Here is an 11,948-nt window from a genome sequence, read left to right on the forward strand (position 1 = left end):
CGATCGACGGCGAGACGCACAGAACAGAAACGTGAGACAGACGAGGAAGCGGCGGTGACGGCGTGGATCGAGCGCCACGTACGCGAGTCACCGCCGCTCTCGGACGATCAGTTACACAGGATGGGGGAGATTCTGGGAGTGCGGCTCACCCGTCGGAGCGCCACACGGGCTTGAGGAGTTCCACGTCGAAGGCTTTGTTTCCCTTGCCCCCAGGGATCGCGACGATCGCGTGGACGGCCTTCTTGATGAGTTCCCGCCTCTGGGCGAGCGTCTTGGATTCCCAGGACTGGGCGATGTCCTCGCGTGCGGCCTCGGCTGCGGCCTTCATCGCCAGATGTTTGGCCTGGTCCGCACGGAGTTCCTTGACGCGCGTCTCTAGTGCGGGGAGGTTCCTGAAGAACATCTCGTCCTCCACCACCCCGTCCTGCCAGCGCTTTTCCAGCGCTTTGCGGCTCTGCACGGCGCGTTCCAGATCATCGGCCTTGTCCCACTCGGGTACCTCCCGCGTGGCGGCCTCGGCCTCCGCCTTCAGCTTGGCGATCACCAGCCGCTCGATGTGCCGGTCTGTCTTGTCGCCGCGCTTGTAGGTCTTGTTGCACCCACTGTCCACGGTCTTCTTGCACATGTAGGCGTGCTGGTACTTCAACCAGTCGTTGGCCTTGATGCCGATCATCTTGTTGTTGCAGGTGGTTCCGGACTCAAGCACGTTGCCGCACCTGAGAATCCCGGTGAGCAGGTACTTGTGGACCAAGCCCCCGCGCGGCACACCGGCTCCATGGCCTCGCCCCCGAATCTCGGCCGTGACCGCATACCACTCCTTCGGCGTGATGATCGACTCCCACTCGCCCGTGATCGGCTGGTCGTCGCCGTCCCGGACCAACTCGCCCTTGATCTCCCGGTAGCCGCACAGGCGAGCGTTCTTGAGGATCTGCTTGACGGTCTGGTACTGGAAGGGATTGCCGCGACTCGTGATGAACTCGGCTTCCTTCCACTGGGCGGTGATCTCGGAAATGGACGCTCCGGCGATCACGTCATGTACCGCCTTGCGGATCGCGGCGGCCTCCTCCGGTCGGAGCGTGATCTTGTCGTCGTCCCAGCCGAAGGGACGCCATGCGGCAACAGACTGACCTCGGATGGCGCGGCTGCGATGGCTGTTCCTGGTGCGGCGCTGCTTCTTCCGCGTCTCGCTCAGGGACATGGCGACACCCACCAGTCCCTTGATCTCGAACCCCTCGGCGTACAGGTCCTGAGTGCCGTTCGAGTCGTGGTACACACGGCCTTCCTGCGAGGTGAACGCCTTGAGGTAGCGCTCCCAGTCGCTTGGACGCCGGTAGAGGCGGTCATCGTTGACCGCCATCACGCCGTGGATCGGGTAGCCCTCCGGCGTGGTCCCGGTCCCCAGGTCTTTGATCAGCTGCTCGAAATCGTCACGGACGACGCTCTCTTTGCTGGCGCTCTTGTCGTTGTCCGTGTACCGGTAGACCACAAGCCACCCGAGTCTGCGGGCGTGAGTCACCATGTCCCGGTGCTGGTCCTCGATGCCGTGAGCGTCCTTCACACGGCCGTCGAATGAGATGCGGGCGTAGCAGACCACGCACTTCAGGGACAGGTCTGCGGAGAGCATCGCGCGGACGTCCTCGACGGACGGCAGCCCTTCGGGAACTCCTCGCAACTTGCTGATGATCTCTTCGCGCTTCTCCATCGGGAGCCTCCCCCTGTCCGGTGGTCGAGCCGATGCGACCACGCTAAACGGTGTGGAGCATCTGGTGATGCTCTGTTCGATGAAGATCTCGCACGACATCCGGCGTGAGCACGGCGGTTCGCAGGACGAGATCGAGGCGGGCATGGCGGCCAAGTCGAAGGAGTTCGCGGCGAGCGGCAACCGGGTCTATCTGCCGCTGGTGGACTGACCGGCCGTACGGACAGCGCGGGCCCCCGACCGGACCGGTCGGGGGCCTCTGTCACGCCGCGCCCGTACTTCGTAGGTCGTAGCCGGGACTCCCACCAAAGTGGTGGTCGGGACCGGGAAAGGTGGGCACGGGCCGGAATCCCTTGTACCGGGAAGTGGCGAACGTATCGGATGAATCCCGTAGACGGCAGGTGGCGGAGCACTCCACCGACACTCCCATCGCCCAGAGGGATTGACCGCATTGGCCACAGAAGCCGGCACCGGACAACCAACGCCCGCCCCCCTGCCATCGGCATCGGCACCGCCGTCGTCATCGCCGCCGCACTCCGGGCTGCTGCTCGGGATCCTGTCGTTGGCCGCCTTCATGGCCGGGCTCGACCTCTTCATCGTGAACGTCGGCTTCGACGCCATCGGCCGCGAGTTCGACGGCGCCTCCCTCGCGGACCTCTCCTGGGTCCTCAACGCCTACGCGATCGTCTTCGCCGCACTCCTGGTGCCCCTGGGGCGGCTCTCCGACCGCTACGGCCGCAAGGCCGGATTCCTCCTCGGCGTCGCCCTCTTCACCCTGGCGTCCGCCGCCTGCGCCGTCTCGACGTCACTGTGGCAACTGGTCGCCTTCCGGGTGCTCCAGGCGGTCGGCGCCGCGGCGCTGACCCCCGCCAGCCTCGGTCTGCTGCTCTCGGCCTTCCCGCCGGAGCGGCGGGCCGGCGCCGTACGGATCTGGTCGGCGAGCGCCGCGCTCGCGGCGGCGGCCGGGCCGGTCTTCGGCGGTCTGCTCGTCAGCGCGTCGTGGCGCTGGATCTTCCTGGTGAACATCCCCATCGGCGTCCTCGCGCTGGTCGTGGCCGTACGCATCGTGCCCGACTCCAAGGAGACGACGGTGACCCGGCTTCCCGACCTGCCGGGAGCCGCCCTGCTGACGGGGTCGATCGGGCTGCTGGCACTGGGCCTGGTGAAGATCAACGACTGGTCCGCGGCCCGGACGTCCGCCGTGCTGGCCGGTGCGGTCCTCGGGATCGCGGTGTTCTGGTTCCGGTCGCTGCGCCACGCATCCCCGGTGATCGAACCGGCGCTGCTCCGGGTGCGGGCCTTCGTCTGGTCCAACGTGACGGCGATCGCCTTCAGCGCGGCGTTCGCCGCGAATCTGCTCACCGCGATCCTGTGGATGCAACAGGTGTGGCACTACTCCGCGCTGCGTACGGGACTCGGGATCGCCCCGGGCCCGCTGATGGTCCCGCTGGCCGCGATCGTCGCCGCGAAGCTGGCGGCGCGCGTCCCGGCGGGCCGGATGGTCGCCGCCGGCTGTCTGCTGTGCACGGCCGGGGTGTCGCTGATGGCGATGAGCACCGATCAGAGCCCGCACTACGCGAGCGAGTTGCTGCCCGGCTGGCTGGTGGGCGGCGTCGGGGTGGGCCTCGCGCTCCCCACGATCCTCGCGACCGCGACGACCGACCTGCCGGCGGCCCGGTTCTCCACGGGCAGCGCGGTGGTCAACATGAGCCGGCAGATCGGCAGCGTGCTGGGGATCAGCCTGCTGGTCGCGATCCTCGGCACTCCGCTCACCTACGACGCGACCCATGAGGCGTTCGTCCACGCCTGGATCGCGATCGGAATCTTCATGATGGCCGGTGCCGCGACCGCGTTCGGCATGACCTCGCGTCCTGCCGCCCGCGGCTCCCGGGCCCCGGCGAGCACGTAACCATCTCCCTTCGAGAGGAAACGTCATGAGCACAAGCATCAACCTCGGCACGGGCACCAACGGTGCCGCGGGCACCGACAACCCGGTGAGCACGAGCAGGACGCGCGTCGTCTTCGTCGACTGTCTGCCCGCGCTCGCCCTCGGCCCGCAGCTCTCCCTCGCCCGCTTCGGCGAGATCGGCCTCGACCGGACCACCCCCGACACCTTCGAGCGCTATCTGAACGACCTCGAACCGGGCACCGACCTGGCCGTCGCCTTCATCGGCGGCAGCGGCTCGGCGGCACCGGCCGCGGTCCGGAGCCTGCGCGGCATGCGCGGCTTCGCCAAGACCCGGGTGTACGTGGTCGGCGAAGGCGCCGGCGGCCAAGTACCCGGCTGGGCCGAGGTGCACGACGTCGAGGACATCATCGCCCCGGCCGCCTTCGACGGGTTCGGATTCGCCGACACCGTGGAGATAGGCATGCGGGCCCACGGCTCGCTGATCCTCGACCCGCTCTACACCGACTTCTACCTCGACATGACGTGGAACAAGATCTTCGACTGGTTCGAGACCACCCGCTGGGACTGGCGTGAGCTGGAACTCGACAAGCTCAACCCCGAGCTGATGAGCGCCGAGGAGGTCGACTTCCTCACCGAGGCGGCGATCATCGAGTTCGGCACCCTGCCGGGCGCGCACAACTTCCTGCGCGAGTGGGAGGGCGAGACCAGCTTCTCGTCCTGGGCGCTGAGCTGGGGCGCCGAGGAAGCGCGGCACTCGCTCGTACAGGCGCGCTGCCTGGAGAAGCTGGGCGTCAAGGTCCGCTCCAAGCACGCGCTCTACAAGCGCGAGCCGTACCCGATGGGCGACACCCGCGTCGGCACCCTGATGATGAACATCATCTCCGAGGCACGCGCCGCCGAGCTCTACCGCGCGCTCGCCGCCGAGACCAAGGAGCCCGTGGTCAGGGGCATCTGGAAGCTCCTCGGCCGTGACGAGTCCCGGCACGCCCGCGCGTTCTACGTCTTCACGCAGGAACTGTGCGACGGCAACCGGGAGAGCCAGATCGCCGCGCTCAAGATGGCGTACGTCTGGCTGGCGGACCGCAGCGACGGACTCAAGCACCCGGCCGGGCACTTCTACCCGCACTCGACGTCGGCGAAGGGCGTCCGGCGCATCGAGACGATCCAGGACGGCGCCACCGACGCCGCCGACGGCAAGGTGCTGTCGATGGTGCGACGCCTGGTCGAGGACGACTCGATCGAGTCGTCGAGGGACCTCAAGCGCAAGCTCCGCTCGCTCATCTGATCCGGCGCCCACAGCGACAGTCCACGACCTGAGGAGCGGGGTTTGCCCGAGTCAGCGTTCAACGACCGCGCCAGCGGCAGCGAGACGGCGACCGACACCGCCAACTGCTTCGGCTGCGCTCCGCACAACCCCATCGGCCTGCGGCTGGTCTTCGAGGAGGAGGGCAACGGATTCGGCACCCGGATCAAGCTCGGCGCCGACTACGAGTCGTTCCCCGGCGTCATCCACGGGGGGATCGTCGCCGCGATCCTGGACGAGACGCTGGCCCAGGCCGTGTACCGGTCCGACCGGATCTCCGCCTTCACCACCGGCCTGCGCATCCGCTACGGCAGGCCCATGGAGACCGGCGCCGAGTACACGGCCCACGCCGAGATCACCAAGCGCGACGCCCTCTCGGTACGTGCCTCCGGGGAGATCCGGCTGCCGGGCGGCGATCTCGTGGCCGCCGCCGACGGCACGTTCCACCTGCTCACGGACGAAGTGCTCGGCACGTACGGCACACGGCTGCCGACCGGACTCGTCGACGTGCTCCGTGCCTCCAACAGAACCGCCATCCAGGGGGATTGACCACATATGGAAACCACCGACACCACCGCGACCACCGCGACCACCGACAACTCGGTCACCGCGGTCACCGACGAGGCCGTCCGCGAGAAGATCCGCCGGATCGTCGCCGACGAACTCGACATCCCCGCCGAGGGACTGACGCCCGACCAGCACTTCCGGTCCCTCCCCAACGTCGACTCGATGCGCGTGCTCCAGATCGTCCTCAACACCGAGAAGGCGTTCGACATCGAGATAGAGGACGAGGTCACCTTCCGGGTCCAGACGATCGGCGAGTTCCAGGACGTGGTGGCGGACCTGTGCCGGCAGAAGACCTCGGCATGAGCACGGGCGGCGGCGGTGGCGCCGGCGGCGGCGTGAGCCTGGTCGACGCGTTCGCCGCCGTCGCCGCCCGTGGCACCGGCCACGGTATGCGCCTGTTCCGCGGGGACGAGGAGGCCGAGCGCGTCACCTTCGACCAGCTCCACGCCGAGGCCGGGCAGCTGGCCTGCGGACTGCTGGAGCGCGGGGTCGTACGGGGGGAGCGGGTCGCTGTCGCGCTCCCCACCTCCATCGACTTCGCCCGGGCGTTCCTCGGCGTGCTCGCCGCCGGCGCGGTGCCGGTGCCCGTACCGCCGCCGGTGCGTTTCGCCTCGCTCGACATCCATCTGAAGCGGATCGTGCTGGTGATGCGTCAGTCGAAGGTGCGCGTCGTGCTCTCCGACAAGATGCTGGGCGGGCTGCTGGAGCCGGCGCTCGGCGGCGTCGACGGTGAGTTCCGGATCCTCGACGTGGCGCTGACGCGCGCGACGTCGCCGGTGTACGTGGACGTGGCGGCCGGTGACCCGGCGCTCGTCCAGTACACCTCGGGCACCAGCGAGAGCCCGAAGGGCGTCGTACTGAGCCACGCCAATCTGCTCGCCAACGTCGGTGCGATCGCCGGGGGGCTGGGCATCGACGACACGGACGTGAGCTGCAACTGGCTGCCGCTCTTCCACGACATGGGCCTGATCGGCGCGTTCCTCGCGCCTGCGCTGACCGACGCCGAGACGTATCTGCTGCCGCCCGAGGACTTCCTCCGGGATCCCGGCCGGTGGCTGCGGATCATCAGCCGGCACGGGGTGACCGCGACGACGGCGCCCAACTCCGGCTATCTGTACGCCCTGCGGCGCGTCCCGGCCGAGCGCGTGCCCGAACTCGACCTGTCGCGCTGGCGGTTCGCGCTCAACGGGGCGGAGCTGATCGACCCCGACACACTGCGCCGGTTCTCGGCGCACTTCGCCCCGGCGGGCTTCCGCGCCGACGCCTTCCTGCCGGTGTACGGCCTGGCGGAGGGCAGCCTCGCGGTGACGTTCGCGCCGACGGGCCGGGCGGTGCGCGGTACGTGGGTACGGCGCGACGCGCTCTCGCGGGGCGTGGTGGAGTCGGTGCCGGACAGCGCCGACGGGGGCCGGGAGATCGTCTCGGTCGGCTTCCCGGTGGCGGACACCGAGGTCAGGCTGGTCGACGAGGACGGCACGGCGCTGACCGACGCCTCGCTGGTCGGCGAGATCCAGATCCGCGGCGACTCGGTGACGCGCGGCTACGAGGACGATGAGCGGGCGACCCGGGCCACCGTCCACGCCGGTGGCTGGGTCTCCACCGGCGATCTGGGCTTCCGGCAGGACGGCGAACTGTTCATCGCCGGGCGGAAGAAGGAGGTGATCATCGTCTTCGGCCAGAACTACTACGCGAGCGACATCGAGTCCGTCGCGGGCCGGGTCACCGGGGTCGCGAACGGCGCGGTCCTCGCGGCGGGAGTGGCGTTCCCCGACGGCGAGGGCGCGTTGAGCGAGGGACTGGTGCTGGTCGCGGAGACCAAGGAGTCCGAGGCCGCGGCCCGCGAGGAGCTGATCGCCCGGCTGCGGTACGCCGTGTCGGACTCGCTCGGCCTCACGCCGCGGGACATCGTTCTCGTACGCAGGGGGCGGCTCCCGCGTACCTCCAGCGGAAAGCTGCAACGGCACGGCGTGGAGGAGGTGCTGGCCGCGGCCGGCGCCGACCCCGCACGCCGGACGGGCCGGACGGGCGGACAGAACCGGGCGGACGAACAGAAGGTGACCTCATGAGCGCGGACCCCACTCCCGAACTCACGGCGACGCAGCGCGAGGAGCTGCTGCGCCGCTCGTGGATGGCCACCGACGGGCTCTGGTACTACCAGACCGCGCTGTCGGGCGGCATCGACGGCGCGAACGAGGCCAACATCGCGGTGGTGCGCGAGTTCGGGCGCCAGGAGATGGTGCGGCTGATGCGCGGTCTCGGCATCGAGAAGGTCGAGACCGTCGAGCAGTACCGCCGGCTGTTCCGGGCGGCCGTGGATCTCTATCTCGGTTCGCTTTTCGAGGCGGAGGAGTCGTTCGACAACGGCACGCACGACCTCAAGGTCATCACGTGCTTCGCCTACAAGGGGGTCAAGAAAGCGGGAATCGACAAGGTCTACCACTGCGGTCCCGGCGAACGGCTGACCGGCTGGCTGAAGGCGATGGATCTGCCGGACGACATCGATCCGGATGTCGGGCTCTGTCAGATGGCCCATACCGGCTCGTGCGGCTATCGGCTGACCGTCGATCTGCCGCACGGATCATGAGCCCGTGGCACTTGACCGAACTCTTAACAGTGACTTGCAGCGGAAATGTGGGTGTTTGGCAGAATTAGTGACGAATATTCTTTCTTGAAGGGCCCCCTTGGCCACGTATACTCCCTAAATATCACGTGGGAGGCTGCGGGATAATGGCGGGGGGCTGCCGTGGCGATCGACCGGGAAGGGCATGCCGGGATAACCGGACTGCCCGAACAAGTTCGCACGAACATTGTCGAACCATTCTTCCAGCAATTGCGGGCACTGGACAGCCCGCTCCTCGAAGAACCTGAAATCAGCGCGTTACTCGTCAATCAGGTCGAGTTACTGCTTGACGATATCGCCCGGGGCGCGCGGACCGGATTCCGCGCCAAGACCACACCGAGCGAGGAATCCCTGCGGGCCGCGGCCGAATTTAGCAGGACACGGGCCTCGCGCGGTATCCATCCGACCGAGACGGTGCGCGCCGCCGAATTGTTCTACGAAACGGCGCTGCCCGTCATCGTACGCGAATTCCTGCCGGCCGCGCCCTCACCCGATGAATTCCTCGACACCGCGCTGACCTTGAACGACGCGGTGATGACACAGATCGCGCTCGGCTGTGTCGGCTACATCAAATTCCTCCGCGAGAAACTGCACAGTTCCCATCTCGACGAACGTCACCGGCTGGCCAGGGAACTGCACGACCGGGTCGCCCACGAAGTCCTGGTGGCCATGCTCGAACTGGAGCTGTGCGAACCGCTGATCCAGAGCGAGAGCGCCGTCGTACGGTCGAAGCTGAAATCGGCCGAGGAAGCGCTCCGGGTGGCACTGCGGGAAATCGGCGATCTCTCAGGTGAGCTGCGGGAGTCGGTCTCCGACACCAATATGGAACGTGCCCTCGCCAAGTTCATCGACACCACTGTCCCGGACGGGGTCAGGGCGGAGCTGACCGTCACGGGGAATGTCGACGAGATACCGGCGGCAGCGGCGGAGGAGCTCTACTTCATCATTCGCGAGGCGGCCAGAAACGCGCTGCGGCACTCCGACCCCGACGAACTGTGGATCACGATCAGGGTGACGGAGACCCTGGTCCAGGCGTCCGTCATCGACGACGGCGCGGGCTTCGACGTGGCCGGCATCGCCAAGTCCCGGCGAGGCGGACTGATCTCGATCCGCGAGCGGACCGAACTGCTCGGCGGAAACCCCAGCATCCACAGCTCGGTCGGCGGGGGAACGACGGTGAACGTGTCCATCCCGCTGATCAACTGGCGTCGGCATGGCTGACGTCCGCAGGGCCGAGGGAGTCAAGGGAGTCAAGGGATCCAAGGCGGGCGTCACCGGGGTTGTCGTGGCCGACGACCACACCCTCTTCCGGGAGTTGCTGGCCGATCTCCTCTCCCTGGAGGACTGGCTGGAAGTCGTCGCCCAGGGCGCGAGCGGGACCGAAGCCGTGGCGCTGGTACGCCAACACCGGCCGGGCATCGCCGTACTGGACGTACAGATGCCGGGCCCCGGCATCCGGGAGACCGTACGGGAGATCGGCAGGCACTGCCCCGAGACCCGCTGCGTCGTGCTGACGATGCGCGACGACCCCGTGCTGCTCAGGGACGTACTGGACGACGGCGCCACCGCCTACCTGCTGAAGTCCGTCTCCAGCCGGGAGTTGGTCACCCTGATCCACTCGGTGATCCGCGAGCCGGAGCGGATCCACCTCTCGGTCACCCGGAACATGATCAAGCGGTTCGGCGAGCCCGCCGCCGACCGGCTCCTGTCGGCGCGCGAGGTCGAGGTGCTGGGGTACGTCGCGCGGGCGCGCAGCAACGCGGAGATCGCCGCCGCGCTGTTCCTGGCCGAGACCACCGTCAAGCGGCATCTGACGAACGCCTACCGGAAGCTCGGCGCGGTGTCGCGCGTGGACGCGATCCGCCGGGCGATGGACGCCGGGATCATCGCCCCGTACCCGCAGCCGTGATCCCCGCGCCGCCACGGGCCGCCGCCGCCCACCCGGCTCACTCCGGCTGGTGCTCGGGCCCGCCGTAGTCGGGACTGGAGAAGTCCGGGCTGGAGAACGTCGGGCGCTGCCCCGCCGTCGCGCCGTCGCCGGGGCTGGAGAAGTTCGGGCGGCTGTAGCCCATCTTCGGCAGATGCTGGGCGGGGCGGGCCTTCGGCGCCGGCCGCACGTCGGGCGCGGCCAGGGCTTCGCGCAGGAACGGCAGGATGCCGCGCTCCAGGAGGGCGACGCGCCACGCCTCGCGGGCCCGTGACACCTCGTCGGGCCAGGAGCCGTCCGTCTCACCGGCCGGGACCTGCGTCGAGGCGTTGCGCAGGGCCGTGATCAGCAGACCGGCCCCGGCGACGGCCAGGCCGGCGGCCGTCACGGCGCAGAAGAACCAGCCGACGGTCAGCAGCGTGCCGGAGAAGGCGGGCACCGGGCTGAGCACTCTCAGCACCGAGCCGACGAGCAGGAAGACCACGGCCGCCGCGCCCGCGAGGGCCGGCACCAGGACGGCGACGACGGCGGCGAGACCCGCGCCGGTCTCGCCGGGACCGTGCGCCGCCGGGGTCAGCACGGAGCCGTCCGTCGGCGAGGCCGGGGTACGGAATTCCTCCCGGACCTTCGCGTAGTGCTCGTACTCGGTCGAGGCGGTGGCGGTTATCAGAGACGTCGCGTTGAGAGCCATGGTGCGCAGCTGTTCGTTATTGAGCCGCTGTCCGACATCGGCCAGATCCGGACGTTCGTGCGCATGGCGCAGCGTCTCGTCGAGAATCCGCTCGAAATCGGCGCGATCCTCGTTCAGCAGATGCGGAGCGCTGTTCATGTGCGTCCCCCGATGCTCCGTAGGGCCGAATTACCCGCTCGGAGCGGACAATTGGCGACAACGGAGGAGAGCCTGCTACGGATGAGCCGATGGTAGAGCGGTTGAGGCACGGGGTGACAGGGGGTTCACCGAAATCACCTGCCCCCACTCTGCTCAGTTATGCAGGGGGAGCTGTACGACCAGAAGCTTTCCGGCCATGGTCACTCCGCCGTCCATGGCGATGGCGAGCCCGTCCGCGTACACATGCGGCCCGTCGACCACGGGTCCGGAGCTCTCCTCGCCGTCCGCGGCGTCCTCGGTGCCGACGTCGCCGAGCAGATACGGAATCGGGCTGTGGCCGTGGACGATGCGCCGCCCGCCGTACGCCGCCATCAGCTCCCTGGCCGCCTCCGGGCCGCCCTTGTCGCGGAACGCGAAGCGCTTGGTGAGCTTGCGGAAGATGTCCCAGCACTCGTCCGCGTCGTTGCGGGTGAGGATGGCGCGGACGTTGTCGTTGACGTCCTCGATGGTGCTGCCGTAGTCGAGATACGCGGTCGTGTCGGAGTGCATCAGCAGATGCCCGTCCTCCTCGACGAGGGCGTCGAGCCGGGACATCCACTGGAGATGGACGTCCTGGAGGCGTTCCATGTCGGTCTTCTGACCGCCGTTGAGCAACCAGGCGGCCTGGAAGGTGGCGGTGCCGGCCCCGGAGTTGACGGGGGTGTCGCCGAAGCGCCTGGCGCCGAGCAGCAGCAGTTCGTGATTGCCCATCAGGGCCTTGCAGTAGCCGCCGGCGGCGGCGGCCTCGGCGGAGAGCCGCATGACGAGGTCGATGACGCCGACGCCGTCGGGCCCCCGGTCGGTGAAGTCGCCGAGGAACCAGAGACGGGCGTTGCCGGCGGCCCAGCTGCCCTCGCTGTCGATGAGGCCCTGTTCGGCGAGGGCGGCGACGAGTTCGTCGAGATAGCCGTGGACGTCGCCGACGACGAAGAACGGGCCGAGGTTGTCCGGGCCGGCGGGGTTCTCGGCCGTCTCGACGCGGACCCGCACGGTGTCACCGGCGTTGATCACCGGGAGGTCGCGTTCGGTGGGGGTGTAGCCCTCGGGGATCTCGT

General features: G+C 68.6%; 12 protein-coding genes. 9 read left to right on the forward strand and 3 right to left on the reverse strand.

What is annotated here, in order from left to right; genetic code table 11:
* Positions 1-145: 145 nt before the first annotated feature.
* Positions 146-1,594, reverse strand: coding sequence for a recombinase family protein (locus P3L51_RS19105; protein WP_354606465.1), 1,449 nt, complete (start codon positions 1,592-1,594; stop codon positions 146-148).
* A gap of 160 nt (positions 1,595-1,754) precedes the next feature.
* Between P3L51_RS19105 and P3L51_RS19110 the strand changes: the two genes are divergently transcribed.
* From P3L51_RS19110 to P3L51_RS19150, 9 genes are all read left to right on the forward strand, one after another.
* On the forward strand, positions 1,755-1,910 hold the full coding sequence (locus P3L51_RS19110) for a hypothetical protein (protein WP_354606478.1): 156 nt from the start codon (positions 1,755-1,757) through the stop codon (positions 1,908-1,910).
* Between the two features lie 240 nt (positions 1,911-2,150).
* The gene (locus P3L51_RS19115) at positions 2,151-3,608 is read left to right on the forward strand and encodes an MFS transporter (protein WP_354606466.1); all 1,458 of its coding nucleotides are present in this window, start codon (positions 2,151-2,153) and stop codon (positions 3,606-3,608) included.
* A 25-nt stretch (positions 3,609-3,633) separates the two neighbouring features.
* Complete coding sequence (locus P3L51_RS19120; RefSeq protein ID WP_354606467.1) at positions 3,634-4,893, forward strand: ferritin-like domain-containing protein; 1,260 nt, start codon at positions 3,634-3,636, stop codon at positions 4,891-4,893.
* A gap of 42 nt (positions 4,894-4,935) precedes the next feature.
* Positions 4,936-5,460 carry a PaaI family thioesterase gene (locus tag P3L51_RS19125; RefSeq protein ID WP_354606468.1) on the forward strand — a complete coding sequence of 175 codons (525 nt, stop codon included), beginning with the start codon at positions 4,936-4,938 and terminating at the stop codon, positions 5,458-5,460.
* Positions 5,461-5,466: 6 nt separating this feature from the next.
* Positions 5,467-5,781, forward strand: coding sequence for an acyl carrier protein (locus P3L51_RS19130; RefSeq protein WP_354606469.1), 315 nt, complete (start codon positions 5,467-5,469; stop codon positions 5,779-5,781).
* On the forward strand, positions 5,778-7,544 hold the full coding sequence (locus P3L51_RS19135; RefSeq protein ID WP_354606470.1) for an AMP-binding protein: 1,767 nt from the start codon (positions 5,778-5,780) through the stop codon (positions 7,542-7,544). Before P3L51_RS19130 ends, P3L51_RS19135 begins: the two co-directional genes overlap by 4 nt.
* Positions 7,541-8,062, forward strand: coding sequence for a hypothetical protein (locus P3L51_RS19140; protein WP_354606471.1), 522 nt, complete (start codon positions 7,541-7,543; stop codon positions 8,060-8,062). The genes P3L51_RS19135 and P3L51_RS19140 overlap by 4 nt, the downstream gene beginning before the upstream one ends.
* A 246-nt stretch (positions 8,063-8,308) precedes the next feature.
* A complete protein-coding gene (locus P3L51_RS19145) occupies positions 8,309-9,319 on the forward strand; it encodes a sensor histidine kinase (RefSeq protein WP_354606472.1) in 1,011 nt (336 codons plus the stop codon).
* Complete coding sequence (locus P3L51_RS19150) at positions 9,312-10,007, forward strand: response regulator transcription factor (RefSeq protein ID WP_354606473.1); 696 nt, start codon at positions 9,312-9,314, stop codon at positions 10,005-10,007. The genes P3L51_RS19145 and P3L51_RS19150 overlap by 8 nt, the downstream gene beginning before the upstream one ends.
* A gap of 37 nt (positions 10,008-10,044) precedes the next feature.
* On the opposite strand, the gene P3L51_RS19155 is transcribed toward P3L51_RS19150, so the two are convergent.
* On the reverse strand, positions 10,045-10,854 hold the full coding sequence (locus P3L51_RS19155) for a hypothetical protein (protein WP_354606474.1): 810 nt from the start codon (positions 10,852-10,854) through the stop codon (positions 10,045-10,047).
* Positions 10,855-11,007: 153 nt separating this feature from the next.
* Positions 11,008-11,948: metallophosphoesterase (locus P3L51_RS19160; protein WP_354606475.1), on the reverse strand; the 941-nt coding region annotated here is incomplete at its 5' end.

The organism is Streptomyces panacea, assembly GCF_040560175.1.
GTDB lineage: Bacteria > Actinomycetota > Actinomycetes > Streptomycetales > Streptomycetaceae > Streptomyces > Streptomyces panacea.